This is a genomic window from Pedobacter psychrotolerans (assembly GCF_004340665.1).
Taxonomy (GTDB): domain Bacteria; phylum Bacteroidota; class Bacteroidia; order Sphingobacteriales; family Sphingobacteriaceae; genus Pedobacter; species Pedobacter psychrotolerans.
In genome coordinates, this window is the sequence record NZ_SLWO01000004.1 from 436,618 (window position 1) to 462,819 (window position 26,202).

Here is a 26,202-nt window from a genome sequence, read left to right on the forward strand (position 1 = left end):
ATTAAAACGAATATGAACTTTACTTTACTTAGCAATCAGACTGTTTTTAACTATAAACAGAAATTGCATTTCCTACGAAAGCTGACGACCCTCATTTTTTTAATGATAGCGCTCAGCATGACCGCCTTTGCCCAAACAGTGGTAAAAGGAATTATCTATGATAATGACAAACTGCCATTGGTTGGCGCAACCATACAGGTAGCAGGCACCAACGTAAAAGCTCAAACAGATGCTGAAGGGAAATATCAGATCGCCGTACCTTCTGCAACTTCAAAATTGATTGTAAGCTTTGTAGGCTTTGAATCTCAAACTGTTAGCGTTAACAATCAAACTTTACTAAACATTACACTTAGCTCTCTGAATAATCTGGATGCAGTTGTAGTTGTGGGTTACGCCTCCGTTAAGAAAAGTGATCTTACAGGAGCTGCCGCTACCGTTTCAGCAAAAGATTTTAATAAAGGGCCACTTAATGCCCCAGATCAGCTTATCCAGGGAAAAGTAGCCGGCGTACAAATGATCAGCAACAGTGGCCAGCCAGGTGGTTCCTCTACGGTTCGCATCAGGGGAAATTCGGCCATTACCGGATCCGGACAACCTTTGTATGTAGTGGATGGTGTGGCATTGGACGGACGTTCAGCCAGGCCTTCTACCAGTGCAGGGATTGGTACTGCTCCTGACGGAAATCCACTCAATTTCATCAACCCGGCTGACATCGAATCCATGGAAATTCTGAAAGATGCATCAGCTACAGCCATTTATGGCTCAAGAGCAGCTTATGGCGTAGTTTTAATTACCACTAAGCGTGGAAAATCTGGTGATACTAAAATAGACATCAGCGCTTCTGCAGGTGTGGGAAATGTTGCCCGCAAGGTTGATGTTTTAACAGGTGATGAATATCGGGCCGCACTCAAAAAATATGGTTTAACCAGCGGCGACTTTGGTACCAGCGTGAATGCTTTAGATGAAATTTTAAGAACCGCTTACAACCAAAACTATTCTGTAGGCATCAGTGGAGGTACTAATGGCAATACATTCAGGGCATCTTTAGGTTACCAAAATCAACAAGGAATTATTAAAGGCTCTGATTTTAAAAAATACAGTGCAGGTTTCAACGGTAACTTTAAGTTTCTGGAAAGCAAAAAGCTTGGTTTGGATGTAAACATGATCAGCAATCAGTATTTGGAAAGTATTGCACCAATTACCACAGATGCAGGCTTCACCGGAAGTTTGATCAGTCAGGCATTATCCTGGAACCCAACTCAATCTTTCTACAATCCAGATGGAAGCCTGTTTATTGATTATGGTTCTACCACCATCAATCCTTTAGCGGCATTAGCGGCAAACAGCGATAAAGCAAAAGTATCGACCATTTTAGGAAGCGTTTCGCCTTATTACAAAATTACACCATGGCTGGAATACAGAATGTTAGCCAGCGTAAATTATAGCACAGGGATTAGAAGAGCCTCAACCAGAAGTACACTGAACTTACAAGGTATTCAACCTTCGGGAGACTTTTTAGGTGGTTATGCCAGCTATTCTAACACTGAATTAGTGACACAGCAGTTTACCAATACCTTAAATTTTAACAAAGAGATTGTTATGAAGCTGAATTTAAATGCCGTAATCGGTTATGAATATTCAAATTTTATAAATAAGAGTGCAGTAAATACAGCCACAGGTTTCGGAAATCTGCCTCTTGATTATACGGATGCTTTTGAGGCAACACTTAAGGCGAACAGAACTTTTGTAACCAGTCAGGATCCAACAACAGAGTTACAATCATACTTTGCCAGGGCTATCTTTAACTATGATAATAAATATATACTAACGGCAACCGTTAGAGCTGATGGTTCAACAAAGTTTGGTGCAAACAATAAATATGGTTATTTCCCATCATTTGCTGCAGCATGGAATATTAAAAAAGAAAGTTTTCTTGCTAATGTAGTCTGGCTGGATTTATTAAAAATCAGAGCAAGTTATGGTATCACCGGTAATCAAGATTTCCCTTCGGGCTCATCTCAACAACGTTTCGTATATAGAACACCAAGCAAAGCTGGAGATCCTATTCCTCAAGTTGGTATAAATAATCAGAACGATAATTTGAAATGGCAAGAAGATAAACAAACCAATGTTGGTGTAGATTTTGGCTTATTTGGCAATAAACTAACGGGATCTATTGATTACTTCAATAAAACCACAAAAGATTTATTATATCCGCAAACAGCATTTGCTCCGGCCGAGCAAGGCAATGTAATCACATGGAAAAATTTAAGTGGTGAGATTATTAACAATGGTGTGGAGATGAGTTTAAATGCAAACATTATTGAAAAAGATAACTTATCATGGTCTTTAGGAGGTAACGTAACCTATATTAAAAATAGAGTTGAAAACCTGAATGACTTGATCAAAACCGGCTCATTAAGTGGTCAGGGATTAAGTGATGTAACCACAGAAGTGATTCAAAATGGCTTACCATTATTTGCCATGGTAACCAGACAATATAATGGTTTAGATGCCAATGGATTCTCTTTATATACTGATGATGGATTTACAAAATACTATGTTGGCAACCCTAATCCAAAATTCATTATGGGTTTAAGCACAAATTTAAGATACAAAAAATTATCTTTCACGGCTAACTTCAATGGTTCATTCGGACAAAGTGTTTATAACAATACAGCAAATTCAGTTTTAGCGATTTCCAACCTGGGTTCCAGAAATGTGTCATCAGGCATTCTTTCTTTACCAGTTCAGGAATCTCTCGCCAATCCAATTGCTGCATCTTCGAGATACATAGAAAAAGGAGATTATGTAAAATTAGCTAACGCAACTTTAAACTATAATTTCGGCAATATCGGCAAAGCAATCAAATCATTAAATGTTTACGTCAACGGCCAAAATCTTTTCGTAATTACAAAATATACAGGTTTTGATCCGGAAGTAAATGTAAACAAAAGTGTAAATGGTGTTCCTTCTGCCGGTATAGATTATACAGCATATCCAACAGCGAGAACATTCAATTTTGGTGTTAATTTCTCTCTTTAATCATTCAATTGAAATCAAATGAAAAATAAATATATAATCGGCTTTATAGCAGCAACACTAGCGCTATCTGGCTGTACCAAACTAGATGAGAATTTAAATGGTCAGGTAAATTCTGGTACACTTTCTCAAGGAAACGTACCAGGGTTAATTTCTGCAGCTTACATCGCCATGAGAGGTCCTTATCAAGCACCTTGGAACTGGTCTGCTTTGCAGGAAGTAACATCTGATGAAGCCATTGTTCCAACAAGAGCAGGTGATTGGGATGATAACGGCGCATGGAGAGCACTTCATTTACACAAATGGGCTGCAGATGATGGCAGAATCTCTGGTGTATTCAGAGATTTAAATAGTATAAGTTATGCAGCTACTACAGTTTTAAGATTTAGTCCAACTCCCGCACAATCAGCTGAGGCACGTTTCCTGAGGGCTTTTGCTCAATTCTCTATTTTAGATGGCTGGGGCCAGGTTCCTTACCGCGAAACTGGTGAGGGTGTAATTCTTCCTTCCAAAGTGAGAAATGCATCTGAAGAAATTGCTTATTTAATCTCAGAGTTAACTGCAATCATTCCAGACTTACCAAATGGTCCTGCAAACGTATCAAACAAGAATGCAGCAAGAACTTTATTGATGAAAATCTACCTTAATAAAGGCGCATTCTTAAACCGTAACGCACCTACATTTGATGCTGCTGACATGGCAAAAGTAATTTCATTGGCTGATGAAATTGCAACAGGAGGATATTCACTTTCCACCAACTATTTTGACAACTTCGCTCCTTCAAATAATGTTATTTCCAGAGAAAACATTTTTACTGCAGAGAATACCGCCGGAAATGATGGAAGTGATTTAGATGGTATGTGGAAATGTACCCTACACTACAATCAAAATCCGAACGGTTATAATGGATTTGCAACTTTATCAAATTTTTACGACAAATTTGAGGCTACTGATAAAAGAAGAGGTGATACCTATACGGGGCAAACCAATATATCGGGCATTAGAGTAGGCTTTTTAGTTGGTCAGCAATTTGATCAGACTGGCCTGGCTTTAAAAGACAGAAAAGGAAACCCATTAGCCTTTACTCCAGAAGTAAGCATTATCGAAAGGGATCCAAATCACCTGGAAGTGGCTGGAATTCGTGTTGTTAAATATCCTATTGATTATGCAAATGCTGGTTCAAGAAAACCAGATAACGACTGGGTATATTACAGGTATGCTGACGTTTTATTGATGAAAGCAGAAGCTTTGCTTAGAACGTCACAGGCTGGCGCAGCCCTAACCATTGTCAATTCCATCAGAACAGTTAGAGGCGCATCCACTTTAGGAAGCTTGACCGTGGATAACCTGTTAGATGAACGCGGACGTGAATTATACTGGGAAAGTTTTAGAAGACAGGATTTAATTCGTTTTGGTAAATTCCTGGCTGCTTGGCAAGAAAAACCAGCCAGCGATGCGAAATATCTTTTATTTCCGATTCCTGACAATCAACTCGGTAATCCAAATCTTGTTCAGAATCCTGGATTTTAAAAGACCTTAATATTTAATACAAATGCTAAGTCCGGCCCTGAATATTCAAGGCCGGACTTAGCATTTTTTATGTCTTTAAAACTGGAGAAGTTCTGCCCTGCTTTTAACTTACGAAGTTTCGGCAGATTTGCGTCGTGCTGGGAAAACTTTGCATTCGACTCAACTTACGAAGTGTAGCTGGATTTGCGGGCCAGAAAAACTTCGTCAGTTTAATGGTAAATCTTGAAGCTCCTTTACCAACTTCACAAGAACTAATGGCTAAAATTTAGCCTTTTAAATAAAGTCTTTAAATATCTTCAAAACTGGCGAAGTTCTGACCTGCCTCAGGCCTTTGAAACTTCGCAAGTTAACCTAACTAAACTTCGCAAGTTGACATCTATCGCTTCAACAGCTTAAGCAATACACCATTGGTCCAGCCGAAACCATCCTGTAATGGATATTCACCCCCTCCTCCACCTTTACTATTGGTTTCCACTACATTGTATTTTTCCATCAACTTACCCGTATTCTTAAAAACAGCTATGTTCAGATTAACCCATCTATTGGTTATCGTATCAGCTAATTTATGGTAGCCATAATGATGTAATCCTGATATACTCACCCATTGTAAGGGAGCCCAGGCATTTGGAGCATCCCACTGTTCTTTGGTTGTTTTTAGTGTTGTAATTAATCCACCCGATTTAAGAAAGTCTTTTTCTAATTTTTCAGATACAGCCTTGGCCTGAACTGCAGTAGCCAATTTGAAATAAAGCGGAAAAGAAGCCGCTAGGGTTAATTGCTTAGAAAAACTTTTATTTTTCCAGTTATAGTCTGTGAAGAAATTTTGTTGAGCATTCCAAAAATATTTCAATATTGCAGCTTTGCGTTTATTTGCTCTGGCAGAAAACAGACTGGCTTTTTTGGTATCTCCTGCCTCTTGATTAGCAGCTGCTATGGTACGCTCCAGATTATACATCAACGTATTTAAATCAACAGGTAAAAGATCAGTGGTAATAATCTGACTAAAGCTTAAGCCATCGGCAAACCAACGACTACTAAAATCCCAGCCTGACTCTGCAGCGGAACGCACATTTCTTAAAAAGGTAGCTGGGTTTTGTTTCGTTGACTTTGCTGCTTCATAATCTTCCCTGTATGATTCCTCTCTCGGCTGATCACCAGCATCATAATATCGGTTTAAAATGGCACCATCACTCAGCTTAACCACGTGATTAATGGCGTTACCTGGTTTCAGCTGTTCAGCACCCTTCATCCAGAATTGGTATTCCTTTTCCAAAGCATCTTTGTATTCATTTAGTTTAACGTCTGGATTATCCAGTACAAGCAACTGAACCATCGCTGCAAAAAAAGGCGGTTGCGAGCGGGTAAGATAATAGCTTCTGTTTCCATTGGGAATAAAACCATAGGTATTGATCAGGTATGCAAAATTATCGACCATATCTTTCATTAATTTTGTTTTACCTGCTTCTTTTAAACCCAACATAGTGAAGTAAGAATCCCAATAATAAACCTCTCTAAATCGTCCTCCGGGTACTAAGTATGGCTTTGGCAAGGGAAGTAATGAAGATTGATAAGTGGTAGTGGTATCAGGATTTCGTTGTAAAACAGTCCATAAAGTATCTAAATGCCTTTCGATACCAGCCTTTATATCCGATTTATACAAGGCAGTGTGGCTTTCAGGCAAACTAAAATGCGAATCAACAAAATTTTTGAGGTTAAAATCCTTACTACTTTTTTGATTCAGATAAGCCTTCATAATCGAAGCAGGATCTGCTTTCGGCACTGCATCAGCAAAAGATTTCCCATCTGCATATATCCTGGATAATTGCACTTCCTCAAATAAACCTGGATAAATTAATCTTGGCGATTTTTGATGCTGTGCAAATAATGCGTTTGAAACAAAAAGGAGGAAGTAAATAATAGTTTTTTTCATATTGAAATTTATACAGATTAAATTTTAACGGAACTGATATGTATCTCTATCCAAATTACTAGGCCAGCATATCAGTTCTACACGTAACAATTTATTGAATCTAAAGCCTGCCGTCAACCAATTTTAGACCAAAATTTAGTTAAAATATAAATAACATTAGCGTTTTACTTTTCAATAAATTATTTCTAAAAATACACATTCTATTGAAAGGACTCCTAATTTTTATTACTACACCATAATTAAGTTTAAAACATTTTAGTATGGTTTTGATCACGTTAAAAAAATTATTTTTATAATTTCTACACTAGATAAGAATATCTTGTAAATTACTCCTAAGTTTTTTTAATTTAGCTGCTGAAAAATTGATGCTGCTGGTAGTAGATAATAGTAAGCAAAGCCTTACGCGTCAGGCGCTCAGCAAATGTTGTGGTGAGGTCAGGAAAACCTGTTATTGAGAAGGGACAAAATCTACGCGATCGGCGTTCCTTTAACAGCAGCATCAATCTTCATTATTGCTAAACTGCGATACAGAAATACCTTTGTAACGTCTGAAATTGGTACTAAAATTTGTTGCATTTGGGAAGCCCAAAATATATGAAATTTCATCTATGGAATATTCACTATGCAGCAATAACAATTCAGCTTCTCTCATTACCCGATCTTTAATTAATACAAACAGACTTTTTCCAAGGATACGATCCAGAAAAGCATTTAATTTTCTAGGGCTCATTGCCATTTGATTGGCATAAAACTGAATAGACTTTTCTTTTTTATAGTACTTTTCAAAAACCGCTTTAAATCTCAGTATCTGCTGTAACTCATCCTGTGTAAGGGCGGTCAGGTATCCATCAAAGCCAGCCGTAAAACCTAAAAATAAGGAGAGGCATTGAGACAGTAGTAGCGAATCTTTTTTTAAGTCCATTTCTTTTTTCAATTGCGCTAGTAAACTGAATGCTTTCTTAAGCGCATCGCCACTCCAATCTCTAAAAGACAAGTTAAGGAAAAGGTTTTTGGCTAAAGGATCTAAATGTTGCTTGAGAAATTCGGAGTATAACGAACTACTAAAATTTAACCAATAGCCTTGAAGAATTTCACCTTCAATTCTTACCAACCCCTCCTCGGGGATAAAAAATATTCTGCCATTTTTTAATTCATAATCTCCCGAATTCATACAAAGAAGTCCATTTCCATCTTTGATTACCAGAATTCTCATAGGATGAGTTGCGGTTAATGCAATTTCTCTTTTAAAGATTCCTTTAATAAGTTCCAGTTTTATCATTGTACTTGAATGCGCTATCTTTTTTTCTGGGTTAGATTAACTTCCTGCTGTATGGTTACATATTATTTAGCTGGTGTTGATTTAAAGAAAACAATTTGATCAATTAAGGGATATTTTGGGTTTTACTTTCCTTTAAATCCGCTTTGCCATCAAGGCTATGGTATTGTTGAGAGAATTGATTGATCTACAAAAATATTATTTCCATACATATTTCCATCAAAATCAAATTATTAAGCTCTTCATGAATAGAATATTACCCATAATAAAATAAGCAACCTCTAATCAAATAATTGTTTTTTTGTAATTTTTCATCTACCAATAGTCAACAAAAAATACAAACTTAATACATGTTAATCAAGATTATTTTAATAAATCCTCAACAATCTGGAAATCATTCATATGATTATGAATTCATAAGCAAATAAAAATAGGAGGAATTATAAATCAGATTTACGCTGTTTTTTTAGGTTTAGCGATCACTCCTCTCTTGGTAAAAGTAACAGAAATCTAAATAGGGCCTTACGTATAATAGATATTTGAAAATAGTTCAACTCACGTAACATCAAGAATATCAAATATTTGAAACCAATTATCAATATTGCCTGTTTGTAATAATAAATCTAACCGTCATAAAATAATTATACCATGATAAATGTAAACAAGAAAAGTTCTACGCAACAACTTGATGAAGTTAAACAAGGTGATATCATCAAAGACGAAACAGGCAAAATAGGCGAAGTTGAAAATATCGAAGTGATTAGCCGAAAAAATGAAACACAATATTATTATAAGATTAAAAACGACGGGACGGTTTTAGTGATTAAATAAATCGATCTTAATCTTTAACAGCTTTCTTATTTTTTAAAAATTATAGCGCCTAATAATTAATGATGATATTTGCAAAAAGTTCAAACACTTATGCAAAATATTAAAAACATCATTTTTGATTACGGAAACGTAATTTTCGACATTGATTTTAAAATTGCTCAGGCATCATTTCAAAAGCTTGGCATTACCGATATCGAAAACTTTTTTGCCCATAAAGCTCACAATCAACTGTTTGATGATTTTGAAACTGGTGCAATTTCACCTGCCGAGTTTCGTGAAGGCATTAGAAAAGCTGCAAACAAACCCGAGCTTACTGATGCCCAAATTGATGAGGCTTGGAATAGCTTATTGATTGGAACCATTCAGGAAAACCATGATGTTCTTTTGAAAGTGAAAGATCAATACCGCACATTTTTGTTAAGCAACAACAACGAAATCCATTACGACTGGATCATTAACTATTTAAAAACTACCTTTAATTTAAATAATTATGATACCTATTTTGAGAAGGCCTATTTCTCTCAACATATGAAATTGCGTAAACCAAACACCAATATATTTGAACAGGTTTTAAAGGATAATCATCTTAATCCTGCAGAAACCTTATTTATTGATGATAGTCCGCAACACATAGAAGGTGCAAAAAAAGTTGGTTTAAATACTTTACTTATGACAGAAAAGCCGGCAAAATTAGCATCTTTTTTGGAAGCCAACGGAATTATATAGCAGTCATCAAACTGAATTCATTTCAGGGTCTTAATAGCGAAAAGATGCTGAAATAAATTCAGCATGACGGGCTTAATAAATGAACGGTCGTCATCCTGAATTCATTTCAGTGTCATAATACCAAAAAGATGTTGAAATAAATCCAGCATGGCGAGCCTGATAAATGAACGGTCGTCACCTGAATTCATTTCAGGGTCTTAATATCAAAATGATGCTGAAGTAAATCCAAAATGACCAGTTATATCATATCTCACTGAAATCGTAAACCCTATACCTTCCTTCTTTTCAATTCCCTTTCAATTAATCCTAACTCTCTTCCGGTTTGGCCGGCAACGGAAGTATTTTCCTGAGCCCTTCTAAACAAATAAGGCATTACGGCTTTAATTGGGCCATAAGGAACATATTTAGCTACGTTATAATTAGCATCAGCAAGGTTAAAGCTTAAATTATCACTCATACCCAAGAGTTGGGCGAAATATACATGAGGATGATCATGAGCTATCTTTTTCTCATTTAGAAGATAGGTAAGCAAACGGCTACTGTCTTCATTATGTGTTCCGCAAACAATGGCGATATCTTCAATGTGATCAACACAATAACGCAACGATAGGTTATAATCTTGATCGGATGATTCTTTATCAGGCTGAATTGGAGATGGATAACCCATTTCAGCAGCACGTTTGCGCTCTTTTTCCATATACGCCCCGCGAACCATTTTTACACCCAAAATAAAACCAGCAGCTTTCGCAATTAAGTGATCGGCTTTCATATCGGCCAGTTTATCATGGCGATACATTTGATAAGTATTATAAACGATAATACGCTCTTGATTAAATTTACGCATCATATCTAAAGCCAACTCATCAATTGTATTCTGAATCCAGGTTTCCTCGGCATCAATCATAATGGGCACACTCTTTTCAAAAGCTGTTCTGCAGATCATCTCACAACGCAATTTTACTTGATTAAACTCAGCTTGTTCCTCAGCAGATAAAGTTTTTTTAGCGTCTAATTTCTCTAATAATGCAAATCGACCTATCCCAGTAATCTTAAAAACCGTAATGGGAATGTTTGGATCACCATCTGCACGAAGAATCGTTCTGATGATCTCCTGGCAAGTTTCGTCAAAAACAATTTCCTCTTCCTCACCTTCAACGGAATAATCCAAAATGGTTCCTACTCCACCCTTAGCCAACTGAGCAATGGCATGGTCACATTCTGCAATGGTTTCACCACCACAAAATTGCTGGAAAATAGTCGCCTTAATGGCACCCTGAACTGGCAAGCCTATATTCAAAAAGAAATTAGTAATCGGTGGGCCTACTTTTGTTAGAAAGTTGCTGCCAATCATTTTGAAAAGCCAGAATGCTTTTTTGAGTTCGGCATTTGTTTTTTGACGGAATGCTACCTCTGTATTGTCGAAATTAGGCTGTTTATTGGGGGATAATTCCATTTTAGCTATATAATAAGTCAGTTGGATGCAAAATTATAAAAAGCATCCATTGTTAAAACTAAAAACCTGTAAATAATCGTATTTTTGCAACTAAATGATACAATTCAAATTAGAAGGCGAATTTATTCCATTAATCCAGCTGTTAAAGGCTACGGGATTAGTTGGCACCGGTGGAGATGCTCAGGCTGCCGTAATGGATGGATTAGTAAAATGTAATGGAGAAGTGGAATTTCGTAAACGATACAAAGTTAGAGTTGGCGATATCATCACTTTTGAACAAGATAAAATCGAAGTCATATAATGGAAACTTTAACCAGCGCAGGCCATTCACTTTACTTCGAAAGTAATTTAGATGCCTTAAAAACCTTATTGGAAAGCGGCAAATACAGCAAAGTATTTATTCTTGCAGATGAAAATACCAGTGAAATCTGTCTGCCCGTTTTTCAAGCCTTAATGGATGATTTTTCTGACTTCGATTTGATTGAAACATCAGCCGGTGAAGAAAATAAAAACATTGATTTTTGTATTGGCATTTGGAAAACCCTTCTGGATTTTGAGGCTGACCGCAAAAGTTTGATGATTAACCTTGGCGGTGGCGTAATTACCGATATGGGTGGTTTCATCGCTTCAACCTACAAACGCGGCATCGATTTCATTAATGTGCCTACTACCCTGCTTTCACAAGTTGATGCTTCTGTAGGTGGCAAAACTGGGATTGATATTGATAATGTGAAAAACATGGTGGGTACTTTTACCTTACCGCAAATGGTTTTCATTGAAACTGAATTCTTAAAAACTTTGCCAGATCGTGAGCTTTTATCGGGTTTTGCTGAGATGATTAAACATGGTTTGATTTACGATAAAACTTACTATGAAAAACTCAAAACCACCAATTACCTAAAGCCATCAGCTGAAGACATTTACCGCTCTGTTGAAATTAAAAATGAGGTAGTTACCATTGATCCACATGAAAAAAATCTACGCAAGATTTTAAATTTTGGCCATACGATTGGGCATGCTGTAGAAAGTTATTCGCTGGCAAATGATGAAAATCCACTTACCCACGGTGAGGCTATTGTGATTGGTTTCGTCTGCGAGGCAGCATTATCCATTAAAAACAGTGAATTAACAAAAGAAGAATTGAAAGATATCAGCGATTATTTATTGTCACTATATCCGAAATACCAGATCAAAAAAGAAAGTTTCGAAACGCTTTTGGAATTAATGCAAAGCGATAAAAAGAATGAAGATGGAAATATTTTATTCTCGCTTTTAGAAACTACAGGCAAATGCACGTTTAACTGCCGTGTAAGCAACGCCGATATTTTAAGCAGTTTAGATTATTATAACAGTTTATAAGATGACATTTACCGAAAGTGATATTTCTGTAGGCGGATTATTTGGCTTTGTGATTGTTTTAACCTTGGTTGAAATGTACTTTAGCTATGCGCACGACAAAAAATTATATACCAAACGCGACACCTGGACCAACATTTATTTAATGACTGCCGCTGTAGTGATTAATTTGGGCATGAAGACCGCCACTTTTTTTCTACTGGAATATTGCTATCAGTTCCGTTTATTCCAAATCTCCAATGTGTGGATTTATTGGCTGGTATTAATTTTAGCACAGGATTTCTTGTACTGGTTTTTGCACACTGTTGGTCATTACGTTCGCTTTTTCTGGGCTATGCATGTTACCCATCATTCGTCAGAACATTTTAACTTAACAACGGGATTTCGATCAACCGTTTTCGAACCTTTGTATCGGGTATTCTTTTATTTGCCATTGGCATTTATGGGTTTTACCGCAATGGATATTTTGTTTGCTTACCTCGTAACACAAATTTATGGTAACCTGGTGCATACACAGTATAAAATTAACTTCCCGAAATGGTATGAGTATATTTTTGTAACGCCATCCCACCATCGTGTGCATCACGCCAGTAATGTGCGTTACCTGGATAAAAACATGGGGATGGTTTTAATTCTTTGGGATAGGTGGTTTGGAACTTTCCAGGCAGAATTATCTGAAGATATCATCAAATATGGCTTAACTACTCAACCAAAAGATACAGGACCAGTCAACATTATTTTCCATGAATTTATTGCCTTAAATGCTGATATAAAAAAGGCCCCCACTTTTATGGATAAGCTAAAGTATATTTTTAATCCCCCAGGCTGGAGTCATGATGGCAGCACGAAAGTTGCTAAAATTATGCAGCAGGAATTGTGGGAAGCGGAACAGCTGGCTAAGCAAAACCTAGACAATCATAAGGTTAAAGATTTCAACGAACAGCGAAGAACATTAAATTCAACAGGATAAAATTAACGGTCTGTATTTTACAGGCCGTTTTTGATTTACAAAATTTGGAAATGTAGTGGTTTTGAAATTTAGCACATTCAGTCCTGTTACCCACTCCAATCTTTTAAAAACTTCTGTCATGCTGAGGCACGAAGCATCTGTATTATAATGGGCAGGTCCACTCTGTAGCTGCTTCGCGGTCTTCTTGCGTAGGAATGACAGCATATTCAGGGTTGCTGCAATTTTATATTTGTTTCCATTGCTATCAGGTTCAAGAACATGTAATTAAGTTCTTAGAAAAAACATTTTCAACACTATAATTTAATTTTGTATTTTTGAGTAAAGCCGATCTTATTATGACAACATTAACGATACAAGTAAAGGATAACGATACTCAATTTCTTTTAGAAGTATTGAAAAGAATTGATGCGAAGGTTATTCAAAGTTCTAAAAAGCAAAATTTGCTTGATGGAATCAAACAAGGATTAAAAGAAGCTAAAGATATTAAGTCCGGCAAAATTGCACCATTATCGCTAACTGATATTTGACAGTGGGAATTAAAATTATATATTCCCCTATTTTCATCAAAAAATCCAAACAGCTTAAAAAGAAACATATATCATTAGTCAACGATTTAATTCATTTAGAATCAATACTACAACTCAAACCAAAAACTGGTGTTGATTTAGGTAACGGCATTTTCAAGATCAGGCTTGCAATTAAAAGCAAAGGGAAAGGAAAGAGTGGAGGATATAGAGTCATTACTTATCTTCAAACCGAAAATGAAATCATAATGATTTATATTTATGACAAATCTGAAGAAGCTACAATTTCAAAGAAAGATATTCAGAACATTATTAATAATTTATTTTGAAGTTTAAATCAACATTCCATACCCATCTCCAAAACAGTCTAAATCAAACAAAATTAAATTTTATTAAAAATAATTTCATTTTCCTATTGACAAATTAAATTTTGTTGCTACATTTGGCTCATTCAAAAACGAAAATGAAATTATTCAACACATATTACTTTGGTTACTTTTACTATTTTAGTAAGAGCCGGGGCTAATATGCAAAATGATAGATAACAATATTAAAATGTATAAAAAAGTCCCGGCAAGTAGCCGGGACTTTTTTTGTTTACGCAAAAATGGAAACGACAAAACGAGTAGCAATTCAAGGCATTAAAGCATCCTTTCATGAAGAAGCAGCCTACAAATTCTTTGGTCAAAACATCGAAACTGTAGAATGTAATTCATTTAAAGAAACCTGCGATAAGCTGGAAAAAAACGATGCCGACTTCGTGGTGATGGCCATTGAAAATTCAATCGCCGGAAGTTTATTACCGAATTACACGCTGATCCGCGATTATGGATTCTCAGTCGTAGGCGAAGTTTACCTTCCTATCCAATTGCACTTAATGGCATTGCCTGGGGTGAAATTTGAGGACATTAAAATCGTAACCTCCCACCCTATTGCTATTCGTCAATGTATCGATTTCTTTTACGATTATCCACATATTAAAATTGTAGAAAGCAACGATACTGCTGCTTGCGCAAAACGGATTCAGGAAGAAAAATTAACCGATACAATGGCTATTGCAAATACTTTAGCCGCAGAACTTTATGGTTTAAACATTTTAGAGCGTAGAGTAGAATCAAACAAGAAGAACTATACCAGGTTTCTCATTCTTAAAAAAGACAAAACAGACGAAGGAAAAAAAATAAACAAAGCATCCATCTGTTTTCAGGTTGGCCATAAAGCAGGCTCACTGGCAACAGTATTAAATATCTTCGCAGAACAAGAGGTAAGCTTAACAAAAATACAATCTATGCCGGTATTAGGGAAACGAAACGAATATTACTTTTATGTCGATCTGGAATGGCCAAGCACAGAAAAATATGATAAGGCCATTAGAAAGGCATTAAAATATACCTCGAACTTCAACATCCTTGGAGAATATTTGAAGAACGATAAAGTTTAAGATGAAAAGTTGTTAAGTTGGTAAGACATATATTATTCCATTTCATCAATTTAACAACCAAACAACTAACCGATTCATAAAAAAATAAACGAATTATAAAATATTACAATCCATAAATCATGAAACTTAATTTAAACATTCAACCCTTAAACACTTGGTTAAACGTAAACAACGAACCATTAATTATCTCTGGACCGTGTAGTGCTGAAACTGAAGAGCAATTGTTAACTACAGCACATTTATTAGCTGCAACTGGTAAAGTATCAGTTTTAAGAGCTGGTATCTGGAAACCACGCACCCGTCCGGGAGAATTTGAAGGAATTGGAAGTATCGGTTTAGAGTGGTTAAAACGTGCTAAAGCAGAAACAGGTTTACCAACAGCTGTTGAAGTGGCAAATGCAAAACATGTTGAAGAAGCTCTAGCTGCAGGAGTTGATATCCTTTGGATTGGTGCACGTTCTACTGTAAACCCTTTCACTGTTCAGGAAATTGCTGATGCTTTAAAAGGTCACGATGTACCTGTATTAATTAAGAACCCAGTTAACCCTGACTTACAGTTGTGGATTGGTGCTATTGAGCGAATCAATGGTGCAGGTATCACTAAAATTGGTGCAATTCACCGAGGTTTCTCTTCATTCGAAAAAAGCTCTTTTCGTAACGAACCAATGTGGGAAATGGCTATTCAATTAAAAACTTTATGCCCTGAATTGCCAATCATTAACGATCCAAGCCACATTTGTGGTAACCGTGAATTAATCCCTTACATCGCTCAAAAAGCTTTGGATTTAGACATGCAAGGTTTAATGATCGAATCTCATGTTGATCCTTCAGTAGCCTGGACAGATGCCAAACAACAAGTTACTCCAGCTGCATTAGCAGAATTGGTTGAGCGTTTAACGGTTCGTGAACCAGAGGCACCAAATGAAGCTTTCGCAGATAAATTAGCTGATTTACGTAAATCAATTGATAAAATTGACGATATTTTATTACAGAAATTAGCAGAACGTATGTCCATCGTGGAGAAAATCGGTGAATTTAAACGTGATAACCAGGTAACCATTTTACAAGTAAACCGTTGGGATGCAATCATTAAAAAAGGGCATGCCTTTGCAAAAGCTTTAAAATTAGACTTAAATTTCACAGAAAAATTCTTAGAATTGATGCACGGTGAATCGATCCGTAAACAAACTGAAATTATGAACGCTGGTAAGTCTGAACAAGGAATTGCAGCTGAACAACATACTGAAGTTAAAGCTTAAGAATAAAGCTGAAAGACTAAAGCGAAAAGCAAGGTCTAAGCACAACGTCATAGCGAGGTACGAAGCAATCTTATTTTAATTGTTTCAAACCTCACATCAATGATTTATAAATTTGCAAGTACTAAGCTCATTATAAAGCCCTCCCTTCTAGGGAGGGTTGATGAGACTAAAACCAGAATACCATGTCTAAAAATGCCTTAGTTTCTTTTAAAGGAACCAAGAATATAAATACGGAAATCCAATTAACCGGTTCTAAAAGTGAATGCAACAGGGCATTAATTATCAGTGCTTTAAGTAATAGACTTGTTAAAGTTGAAAATTTATCTAATGCAGCAGATACTGTTACGCTTGATGGGATTTTAAATTCCTTGAGGGAAGACTCCGAACTAAAGACTCAAGACTCAAGACTGGTTGACGTTGGCCCGGCTGGAACAGCTATGCGTTTTCTTTCTGCTTACCTATCGGCAAAAAATGGAAATTTCTTGTTAACTGGAACTGAACGCATGAAAAAACGCCCCATTGGTATTTTAGCTGAAGCGCTTAAAACCATTGGTGCCGATATTTCCTATGCTGAATCTGATGGATTTCCACCCCTAAATATCAATGGTCCCTTAAATCAGACAACCGCGGAAGTGAAGATCAAAGGTGATATCAGCAGTCAGTATATTTCTGCATTGCTGATGATCGCCCCTATTTTGCCGAAAGGGTTAACTTTGGAAATTGAAGGTGAACTGACCTCCAGACCTTATGTAGACATGACTTTGGATATGCTTGCAGAGGTCGGCATTAAACATACCTGGAGCGAAAATTCAATCACCATTGAACCGCAAGCTTTTAAAGCCGGAACCCTTGTTGTAGAACCAGACTGGAGCGCAGCATCTTACTGGTACAGCATTGCGGCTTTGGCAGATGAAGCAGAAATCAGTTTACCGGCATTGAAAGAGAAAAGCCTTCAAGGTGATAGCCAGATTCAAAAAATCATGAAGATTTTTGGTATTGCAACGAGCCAAACGGAAACAGGAATTTCGATTAGTAACCTGGGGTTATCACTTGATACAAATCAGGTTATGGATCTAAAAACCTGTCCTGATTTGGCGCAAACCATTATTGTTATTGCAGCTGCCTTAGGTAAAAATATGTCTTTCACAGGTTTAGAAACCCTTAAAATTAAAGAAACTGATCGTGTTGCTGCTTTACAAAACGAACTGGCTAAAATCGGCGTAACGTTAACAGAAAATAATTTGGTTTACACACTAAATACTGATGAACTTCATTTTCCTGAAAAAATAACCATTGCTACTTATGAAGATCACCGGATGGCGATGGCTTTTGCACCACTTGCGCTATTAATCAACGAAGTGGAAATTGAAGACATGCAGGTAGTTGAAAAATCTTATCCTCATTTCTGGGAAGATTTGAAAAAAGCAGGGTTTGAAGTAAAAGAGATATGAAAATTGAGACACGAGGTGTGAGACTCAAAAACAATAAAAAAAATCTAACCTGATTTAGATATACTTTGAGGGAAAAATCTCAAATCTAATATCTCAAATCTAACATTTAAAATAAGCATGGCAGGCAATTCATTCGGACAATTATTTCGCATTACTACTTTTGGTGAATCTCATGGCGTAGCTATTGGAGTCATTATTGACGGCTGTCCGGCGCAATTGGATCTGGATCTGGATTTTATTCAGTCAGAATTAGATAAACGAAAACCAGGTCAATCCAAAATTACCACACAAAGAAAGGAAAGCGATACCGTTCAGATTTTATCTGGCATTTTTGAGGGGAAAAGTACCGGAACACCGATAGCATTATTGATTCCGAATGAAGACCAGCGATCAAAAGATTATGGACATAATGTAGATGTATATCGGCCAAGTCATGCAGATTATGTTTATGATGCAAAATATGGGATCCGCGACCACCGTGGTGGTGGACGTTCATCTGCACGCGAAACAGCCGCACGTGTTGCCGCAGGTGCCATTGCTAAATTATTCCTGAAACAACAAGGCATTGAAATTTTTGCTCATGTTACTTCGGTAGGAACCATTGAGGCACCAAATTTAGAAAGCAACGATTTATCAGCTTTGTTAAATATCAGAGAAGAGAACATTGTTCGCTGTGCTGATCCTGCTACCGCTCATGAAATGATTGAATTTATTGATGCCATCCGAAAAGATGGTGATACCGTAGGTGGTAAAATCAGCTGTGTAATTAAAGGTTGTCCTGCCGGTTTAGGCGAGCCGGTTTTTGATAAATTACATGCAGATTTGGGCAAAGCAATGTTAAGTATTAATGCCGTTCATGGTTTTGAATATGGTTCGGGCTTTGCCGGAAGTGAATTAAAGGGTTCACAGCACAACGATATTCCTCAACCTAAAGCCGCTGATTCAAAAATTTTCAAAACCACTACCAATTTTGCTGGTGGTATTTTGGGCGGAATTTCGAATGGGATGGATATTACGTTTAAAGTGGCCTTCAAACCTGTTGCTACCATCATGCACAATCAGCAAACCATAAATGCAGCCGGAGAGATTTCAGAAATTAAAGGTAAAGGCCGCCATGATCCTTGTGTAGTGCCAAGAGCGGTAGTGATTGTAGAAGCAATGGCTGCCTTGGTTTTAGCCGATCAGTTTTTAAGAAATAAAGTGAGTGTGATCTAATATTATGTCGTCATTGCTAGGTAATGACGACTATTTAATTTGTAATTAACAAACTATGAAAATCTTCCCTATCCTATTACTTTTCATTAGTTTAAATACTTTTGCTCAATCCTATTCCGAGCAAATTACCAAGCATCGTGAGGTGTATAAACAAGATTTTCTAAAGGATAGTCATTCGCCATTAAAGGAAGCAGATTTACAACAGCTGCATTTCTTTGAAATAGATAGTGCTTACAGAATCATGGCAAAAGTAGATATTTTAACAAACGAAAAGATTTTTAAAATGCCGACCTATGATGGTACCAGTAAAGAATTTTATCGTTACGCTAAAATCAGCTTTAATTTAAGTGGAACGTCAGTCAACATGACGCTTTATAAAAATGTAGCACTCTCCATGAATCCGGCTTATAAAGATTTACTCTTTTTGCCCTTTACAGATCAAACAAACCAAAAGGAAACCTATGGTGGTGGTCGATATATCGATTTAAGGGAAAAGGATATTAAAGACCATCAAATCGAAGTTGATTTTAATAAAGCTTATAATCCTTACTGTGCTTATAGTGATGGTTATCGATGTCCTGTACCGCCAGAAGAAAATGATCTTCAAATAGAAGTCAAAGCTGGCGAAAAATTATATACCGGTAAAAAAAAGCATAAGAATTAAAACATTAAGGTTTAATATTGTGAGACTTTTCTTAATCATTATGTAATCTAACCAACGATTTATAAATAAAAGATAATAATTTTTAAATTCTCTTAAGTTATTGGGAATTTGAATTATATTTAATGCCTGTATAATATGTTATCCTATATTATATTGATTTCAATAAATCCCCCTGAATGCGCTACAAATGTTTGATTGTTGATGACCATGAGATCGAAAGAGATGCTCTGGAAATGCATCTGCGAAAAATCTCACCATTAGAAATTATAGCCGTTTGTAAAAGCGGAATTGAGGCCGCTGACATATTATCCAGAAACAGCATCGATATTGTATTTTCAGATATCGATATGCCAGAATTGTCGGGAATTGAGTTATTAAAAAGCTTCAAAAACCATCCACTTTTCATATTTATTACGGCACATGGCAAATATGCTGCTGAAAGCTATGAGGTAGATGCCATTGATTTTATTGTCAAACCTGCAACTTTTGAAAGGGTATTAAAGTCTGCAAACAAAGCGATAGAATACCTCGAATTGAAAAAACAGGTGAGTCATGTAGCCGAAAATGCTTACAAGGCGCCGACCAACCAAGATGATCATTTCTTTTTTAAAGAAACAAAGGGAATTACCAAGCTAAAATACGATGATGTGATTTATATTGAGAGTATGGGCGATTTCTCTAAAATCTTTACCAGAAACGATATGCATATTATTTTGGTGAGTTTGAAGAATTTAGAAAAGCAACTCCCTAAGAATTATTTTTCCAGGGTACACAAGCAATATATCATTAATGTAAACCATATTGCCACTTTAACCAATCATGAAGTGCATCTGAATCACGATTTTGTGGTTCCAATCAGTGCGGCTAATCGCCAGGAGCTACTCGAGCACGCAATAGATAAAAAAATCTTATCCAGATTTATCAAGTAAAAGCTGAAAACGACCTAATAAACAGGATGCTGAATTGCGTTTGAATTTAATTTATTTAGGTAAGCTAATGGTAAAAATGGTCCCTGCAGGATTATTTTTAGTTGCACTTATTTTACCGCCCATAAGGTCTATAAATGTTCTGCAAAGTATTAAGCCTAACCCGGTTCCCTTTTCTTTTTCAGTACCCAAGGTACTGATCCCCGCACCGTTATAACTGGTTTTATTAAAATGTTCCATTTGCTGATCACTCAGGCCTATACCATCATCAGCTATGATGATATGCAGCTCATTCTCTAAACTTTTATCTGATAAAGTAATTAACCCGTTTCTTGGTGTAAACTTGATGGCATTGCTGATCAGGTTGCGAACAATTAGCGAAAGCATATTGGCATCTGCTTCAACATGCATTTCTGGATCAGTTTTATTTTCTATTTTGATGTTTTTAGCATCTGCATGATGGAGCACAGCATCCATCACCCCGTTAAGTAACTGATGAATATTCAAGGTTTCCATATCGGGATGAAAACCCTGCATCTGACTGGCTGCCCAATTTAAAAGATTCTCCATCATCGTTGACGTATAACTCAAATTATGCTTGAGTGTAGCTGCATATCTGGTGAGTTTTTCCTGATCGATGTTCCCACCTTCCAATAGCTGAATAAACGAAATTAGTGCGTTCACCGGAGTGCGCATATCATGACTTACCACACTGAAAATCTTATCCTTAACCCTGTTTAATTGTTCGAGTTCTTGCCTTTGTTGATTAATGACCTTATTTAAAAGTTTGGTTTTGCGCTGATTATAATAGATGATAGCAGCGATAAAAAGTACAAGTGCAAGGCCGATGGAGAGGAAAATTTTGATTCTCCAATCGAACTTAATTTGTTGCTCTTGTTTTGATATTTGTTTGTCTCTAAGAGAGGTTTCGTATTTCGCCTGAAGTTTGGCACGTTCAAATTTCCCAGACTGATTTTTTTGGGCAATTTCCAGATCTAGCTGCTTTTTTAAAAAAGTAAGGCGTTGCAGGCTTTTTTCCTGGTCACTTAATGCCAGTTGTTGTTTTTTTAAATAGAGCTCTTGTTGTTGTTGCTTAGCCAGAAGTACCTGTTTTTGCAATTCTATTCCCGTAATCTTTTGTTTATAGCGATATTCATTTTCTTTGAAACCAAAATCAATTTGCATTTGTCGCCTGGTGATTTCTTTTTCCTTATCCTCATTAAAAATCTGATCTCTCAGCACAATATATTGTTTATAAAAGCTGAGCGATTGGTTATAGTCTTTTAATTCATTATAGGAATCACTCAGGCCAAGTGCTGCATTTCTTTTCAATTCAATAAGATTATTTTCATCAGCCATTTTGTAGCTATCTTTAAATAGCGCCAAAGCATTTGCATGATCATGTTGCTGCTGGTAAAACATTCCTAAAGCATATAGACAGTCTACGTAGCTTGATTTATCATCAAGATCTTTGCCAATCTGAATGGCTTTTTGATAGGTGCTTAAGGCCAGGTCTTTTTTATCCATTGCATTGTAAACATCTCCCATACTTTTCCTCACGGATGACATGATGCTTTTATCATTTAAAAGATCTGCTACCTTTAATGATTTTTGATAGTATTGCAAAGCCACACCTAAACGATCCTTAGGAAGAATACCCATTTTTTTCAATTCAGAGGGATTGGCCTCATAATACGCAGTCCCGATTAATTCATTGACTACTGCTACTCCTCTTGACTGTGCACTCTCATTGGTGAAGATTTTTAATGCCATATTCAGGTAAACCAGCGATTGGCTATGGTTTCCAAGACTTTGGTAAACAGCAGAAAGATTGGTATAACAACTCGCCAAATCAGATTCATTGCCCATTTGTTCATAAATGGCAATTGCTTTTTGATTGACTTCTAAACATTTTGCATAATCAGGAATCGCAGTATATAAAGCACCTAAATTTAAATATGTTCCGGCAACCATATCTAAATTTTTAGCTAGTTCAAATTCAGTAATCGCCAGATGATAGTATTCTTCGGATTTTGTAAAAACAGTTTTGCCATGATAAAATTTTGCCCGGCGATACAAAGCAAAACCTGATATGTTCCGCAATTTTAACTTTTGGGCCAAGGCAACGGTTTTATCTACATATTCTTCAAATTTACCGACATCTTTTAACTTCAAATAACCTTTATAGATCTGTTCAAGTAGCATAACTTTAACCGAATCAACTTGGGGATGCGATTGATTGAGCGCTAACAAGCTATCTACCTTTTGAGATTGATTATTCTTTTGTGCATGCCCTTCCTGACAGAGGAGAAAAGTGAAGAAAAAAAAACAGAAAATCGATTGTTTCCAGTACCCTGAACAGGTATAAACCAAATCAGCTAATAAATTCTCCAACCGCTTAAATGTTATAAAAATGGAAGAAGTTTAAAACAGGCAAAATGGCACCAGCTATTCCACTGAAAGCAATTACATGAAACATAAATGGGACGATAATAGATAACTTCACCTAAGATATCTATTTTACCATTAATTATAAAAGATTTTTAAAATTTAAATTGAGTCCGGATTTATATTATATAGAGCAAGACCTTCCGCCAGCTACAGCATTAATAAATTGCTGGAAACTGACCCGGATTGGTTTCATGCATCATTTCATAAATGGTTTCAATAATATCATCAACAGAAGGTTTGCTAAAATAATCACCATCTGATCCAAAAGGCGGACGATGCGCCTTGGCACATAGTGTTCTAGGTTTTCCATCTAACGTAAAATACCCGTTTTGATCTTCCAGTACTTTTTGCAAAATGTAAGCTGAGGCACCTCCCGGAACATCTTCATCTACAACTAAAAGTTTATTCGTTTTGGCCAGAGAGGCCGCACAAACTTTATTCAAATCAAATGGCAATAAGGTTTGAGGATCAACAATTTCCACTGAGATACCAAAATTAGCCAATTCTTCTGCAGCTTCCTGTACCAATCTTAAAGTCGATCCATAAGATACTACTGTAATATCCGAACCTTTTTCCAGTACCTCTGCCTTTCCAAGTGGTACCGTAAAATCACCGATGTTATTGGGTAATTTTTCTTTTAAACGATAGCCGTTCAGACATTCGATTACTACTGCTGGTTCATCGGCTCTGAAAAGCGTATTATACATTCCAGCTGCCTGAGTCATATTTCGTGGCACACACAAATGCAAGCCTCTTAACGAACCCAATAACATACTAATGGGGGAGCCTGAATGCCAAACGCCTTCTAAACGATGTCCTCTTGTTCTAACAATAACAGGCGCTTTCTGAATGCCTTTGGTTCGGTATGAAAGGGAAGCCAAATCATCGCTCAGCACATTTAAGGCAAAGATCAGATAATCTAAATATTGAATTTCAGCAATAGGTTTTAAGCCTCGCATAGCAAGACCAATCCCTTGGCCCATGATAGTCATTTCCCTGATACCAGTATCAGTAACCCTCAGTTCACCAAACCTAGCCTGCAAACCAGCAAAACCTTGATTAACATCCCCTATATTCCCTAAATCCTCACCGAAAGCCACCAAACGTTGATCACGAGCGAAGTTCTCATTGAAACAGGCATTAAGCACTTCTCTCCCATCCACCATTTTTGAGAGTTCATCGTATTCGGCATCAATCACAGCAATTTTACCTGGACTTTCTATCCCATTTGTATGAAGTTTTGAATTATAACGGTCGAAACTTAATGCTTCCTGATCTTGATACCATGTTAATAGTGCTGTTCTTTCTTCAGTATCAAATTTAGCTGATAAGCGAATGGCTTTACGGGCAGCGCTGAATACCTCTCTCCGCTGTGCATCTGCAGTTGCAGCTAACTGTGCCGCTATCTTCGCTAATTCTGGTTGATGTTTAGCGAGCCCGCCTATTAAATCAATCACTGTTTTTTGCTCTGGTTTGATGCTATCTAAAAACTCATTCCAGGCTTCTTTTTGAGCATTACGGACAAATACTTTTGCTTTTTTCTCTACTTCAGTGATTTCTTCTTCAGTAGCTATCGCAGAATCCAGCATCCACTCCCGCATCTTGAGCAAACAATCATATTCGCTTTCCCAGGTAAGGCGATCCTTAGATTTATACCTTTCATGAGAGCCCGAAGTGGAATGCCCCTGAGGTTGTGTAAGTTCGGTTACGTGAATCAGTACAGGAACATGCTCTTCTCTGCAAACCTCTATGGCTTTTTCATAAACTTCACATAAGGCTGGATAATCCCAACCCTTAACCTTATATATTTCGTATCCGGGTTGATCAGCATTACGCTGAAAACCTTTTAAAACTTCTGAAATGTCTTCTTTAGTTGTTTGGTATTTTGCCGGCACAGAAATTCCGTAAGCATCGTCCCAAATGGATATAGCCATCGGAATCTGTAGTACGCCAGCAGCATTTATGGCTTCAAAAAAAACGCCTTCGGAAGTTGAAGCATTGCCAATGGTACCAAAGGCAACCTCATTACCATTAACGGAAAAATGCTTGAGGTAATCAAGTTCCTTATTGTTTCTAAATAATTTTGATGCATATGCCAGGCCAACCAGACGAGCCATTTGGCCTCCTGTTGGAGATATATCAGAAGAACAATTTTTGATTTTTGTTAAGTCATTCCAGGTCCCATCCTCATTAATGGATTTGGTTGCAAAATGACAGTTCATTTGTCGTCCACCTGAAAAAGGATCGGCACCATTTGTAGGATTAGCGTATAGCTGAGCAAAGAATTCTTTAATGGTTGATATGCCTGTTGCAAAGGCGAAAGTTTGATCTCTGTAATACCCTGAACGCCAGTCGCCATTTTTAAAAGCCTTAGCCATAGCCACTTGAGGAACCTCTTTACCATCGCCAAAAATGCCAAATTTAGCCTTTCCCGTCAACACCTCTCTGCGACCCAATACACTAGCTTGTCTGCTTTCGTAGGCGATCTTATAATCATTCATTACGATTGTTTTAAAATCGTTAAATGTTAATTCAGAATTGTCAATAGAATTGGTTATAAATTTTTCATTCTGCATCATAATCAAATATTGGTTCTGGCAAATATATGCAAAATTAAAAGCTTGCCTTAATCTTCAATTGTAAAATTATATATGGACTGACAAAATATAATTGGAATAGTTTTTGTTTTAATACTAAATTGTTAAATTTGTTTTAACCGTTTAAAAAAAATAATTTCTCATATAACATGAAAAAGATCTTAGTATTATTCGCCTTCGTTTTAGGTTTTGGCGTGATTGCAAATGCGCAATCAAAACCTGCAGATTTTAAGTTTGAATCAGAAACTCACGATTTCGGTAAAATTCCGATGGGTAAGCCAGTGACATATGATTTTAAATACACCAATGTTGGTGAAGAACCATTAATTATTACTAAGGCTGAAGCTAGTTGTGGTTGTACTGTTCCTAAATATACTTCTACACCAATTAAAAAAGGTGAGACTGGTGTAATTTCTGTAACTTTTAATGCAGCTGCTGGTCCATCAGCATTTTCTAAAGCAGTAACTTTAACTTCAAACGCAAAAACACCAGTAAAAGTTCTTTACATTAAAGGTGAAACTGTTGCAGCAAGCTCAAAATAATTTTTCTAGAAATAATAT

General features: G+C 36.6%; 21 protein-coding genes. 16 read left to right on the plus strand and 5 right to left on the minus strand.

Going from position 1 to position 26,202, the window contains the following annotated elements; translation table 11 throughout:
* Nucleotides 1-117 precede the first annotated feature (117 nt).
* Nucleotides 118-3,045, plus strand: a complete 2,928-nt coding sequence (locus tag EV200_RS12160) for a SusC/RagA family TonB-linked outer membrane protein (protein ID WP_132532939.1) — start codon at nt 118-120, stop codon at nt 3,043-3,045.
* A gap of 18 nt (nt 3,046-3,063) precedes the next feature.
* The gene (locus tag EV200_RS12165; protein WP_132532941.1) at nt 3,064-4,572 is read left to right on the plus strand and encodes a RagB/SusD family nutrient uptake outer membrane protein; all 1,509 of its coding nucleotides are present in this window, start codon (nt 3,064-3,066) and stop codon (nt 4,570-4,572) included.
* 376 nt (nt 4,573-4,948) lie between these two features.
* Here EV200_RS12165 and treF read toward each other — a convergent pair whose 3' ends face one another.
* Both treF and EV200_RS12175 read right to left on the minus strand, forming a co-directional pair.
* Nucleotides 4,949-6,502 (minus strand): alpha,alpha-trehalase TreF, encoded by a 1,554-nt coding sequence (gene treF / locus EV200_RS12170; protein WP_132532944.1) that lies wholly within the window; start codon nt 6,500-6,502, stop codon nt 4,949-4,951.
* A gap of 499 nt (nt 6,503-7,001) precedes the next feature.
* Nucleotides 7,002-7,781: a helix-turn-helix domain-containing protein gene (locus tag EV200_RS12175; RefSeq protein ID WP_132532946.1), complete on the minus strand. Its 780-nt coding sequence runs from the start codon at nt 7,779-7,781 to the stop codon at nt 7,002-7,004.
* 645 nt (nt 7,782-8,426) lie between these two features.
* On the opposite strand from EV200_RS12175, the gene EV200_RS12180 reads away from it, so the two are divergent.
* Nucleotides 8,427-8,609, plus strand: a complete 183-nt coding sequence (locus EV200_RS12180) for a hypothetical protein (protein ID WP_132532948.1) — start codon at nt 8,427-8,429, stop codon at nt 8,607-8,609.
* Between the two features lie 90 nt (nt 8,610-8,699).
* Nucleotides 8,700-9,335, plus strand: a complete 636-nt coding sequence (locus EV200_RS12185) for an HAD family hydrolase (protein ID WP_132532950.1) — start codon at nt 8,700-8,702, stop codon at nt 9,333-9,335.
* 268 nt (nt 9,336-9,603) lie between these two features.
* On the opposite strand, the gene EV200_RS12190 is transcribed toward EV200_RS12185, so the two are convergent.
* The gene (locus EV200_RS12190; protein WP_132532952.1) at nt 9,604-10,788 is read right to left on the minus strand and encodes a proline dehydrogenase family protein; all 1,185 of its coding nucleotides are present in this window, start codon (nt 10,786-10,788) and stop codon (nt 9,604-9,606) included.
* 94 nt (nt 10,789-10,882) lie between these two features.
* Between EV200_RS12190 and EV200_RS12195 the strand changes: the two genes are divergently transcribed.
* From EV200_RS12195 to EV200_RS12245, 11 genes are all read left to right on the plus strand, one after another.
* A complete protein-coding gene (locus EV200_RS12195; RefSeq protein ID WP_025142770.1) occupies nt 10,883-11,089 on the plus strand; it encodes an RNA-binding S4 domain-containing protein in 207 nt (68 codons plus the stop codon).
* Nucleotides 11,089-12,147 carry a 3-dehydroquinate synthase gene (gene aroB / locus EV200_RS12200; RefSeq protein ID WP_132532954.1) on the plus strand — a complete coding sequence of 353 codons (1,059 nt, stop codon included), beginning with the start codon at nt 11,089-11,091 and terminating at the stop codon, nt 12,145-12,147. The genes EV200_RS12195 and aroB overlap by 1 nt, the downstream gene beginning before the upstream one ends.
* Before the next feature lies 1 nt (nt 12,148).
* Nucleotides 12,149-13,114, plus strand: coding sequence for a sterol desaturase family protein (locus EV200_RS12205; RefSeq protein WP_132532956.1), 966 nt, complete (start codon nt 12,149-12,151; stop codon nt 13,112-13,114).
* A 314-nt stretch (nt 13,115-13,428) separates the two neighbouring features.
* Nucleotides 13,429-13,641, plus strand: a complete 213-nt coding sequence (locus EV200_RS12210; protein WP_132532958.1) for a hypothetical protein — start codon at nt 13,429-13,431, stop codon at nt 13,639-13,641.
* A gap of 2 nt (nt 13,642-13,643) precedes the next feature.
* A complete protein-coding gene (locus EV200_RS12215) occupies nt 13,644-13,967 on the plus strand; it encodes a type II toxin-antitoxin system RelE/ParE family toxin (RefSeq protein ID WP_165877922.1) in 324 nt (107 codons plus the stop codon).
* Between the two features lie 278 nt (nt 13,968-14,245).
* Nucleotides 14,246-15,079, plus strand: coding sequence for a prephenate dehydratase (locus EV200_RS12220; RefSeq protein WP_132532962.1), 834 nt, complete (start codon nt 14,246-14,248; stop codon nt 15,077-15,079).
* Nucleotides 15,080-15,198: 119 nt separating this feature from the next.
* Nucleotides 15,199-16,338, plus strand: a complete 1,140-nt coding sequence (locus EV200_RS12225; RefSeq protein WP_132532964.1) for a chorismate mutase — start codon at nt 15,199-15,201, stop codon at nt 16,336-16,338.
* A 182-nt stretch (nt 16,339-16,520) separates the two neighbouring features.
* On the plus strand, nt 16,521-17,789 hold the full coding sequence (gene aroA, locus EV200_RS12230) for a 3-phosphoshikimate 1-carboxyvinyltransferase (RefSeq protein WP_132532966.1): 1,269 nt from the start codon (nt 16,521-16,523) through the stop codon (nt 17,787-17,789).
* Nucleotides 17,790-17,906: 117 nt separating this feature from the next.
* A complete protein-coding gene (gene aroC / locus EV200_RS12235) occupies nt 17,907-19,004 on the plus strand; it encodes a chorismate synthase (RefSeq protein ID WP_132532968.1) in 1,098 nt (365 codons plus the stop codon).
* Between the two features lie 55 nt (nt 19,005-19,059).
* Nucleotides 19,060-19,668: a DUF1684 domain-containing protein gene (locus tag EV200_RS12240; protein ID WP_132532970.1), complete on the plus strand. Its 609-nt coding sequence runs from the start codon at nt 19,060-19,062 to the stop codon at nt 19,666-19,668.
* 176 nt (nt 19,669-19,844) lie between these two features.
* Nucleotides 19,845-20,597 (plus strand): LytR/AlgR family response regulator transcription factor, encoded by a 753-nt coding sequence (locus EV200_RS12245; RefSeq protein WP_132532972.1) that lies wholly within the window; start codon nt 19,845-19,847, stop codon nt 20,595-20,597.
* Between the two features lie 51 nt (nt 20,598-20,648).
* Here the strand turns inward: EV200_RS12245 and EV200_RS12250 are convergent, their stop codons facing one another.
* Together EV200_RS12250 and EV200_RS12255 are read right to left on the minus strand one after the other, a co-directional pair.
* A complete protein-coding gene (locus tag EV200_RS12250) occupies nt 20,649-22,988 on the minus strand; it encodes a tetratricopeptide repeat-containing sensor histidine kinase (protein WP_132532974.1) in 2,340 nt (779 codons plus the stop codon).
* 212 nt (nt 22,989-23,200) lie between these two features.
* Complete coding sequence (locus EV200_RS12255; protein ID WP_132532976.1) at nt 23,201-25,624, minus strand: alpha-ketoacid dehydrogenase subunit alpha/beta; 2,424 nt, start codon at nt 25,622-25,624, stop codon at nt 23,201-23,203.
* A gap of 167 nt (nt 25,625-25,791) precedes the next feature.
* Between EV200_RS12255 and EV200_RS12260 the strand changes: the two genes are divergently transcribed.
* Nucleotides 25,792-26,184: a DUF1573 domain-containing protein gene (locus EV200_RS12260; protein WP_029288648.1), complete on the plus strand. Its 393-nt coding sequence runs from the start codon at nt 25,792-25,794 to the stop codon at nt 26,182-26,184.
* Nucleotides 26,185-26,202: the final 18 nt, after the last annotated feature.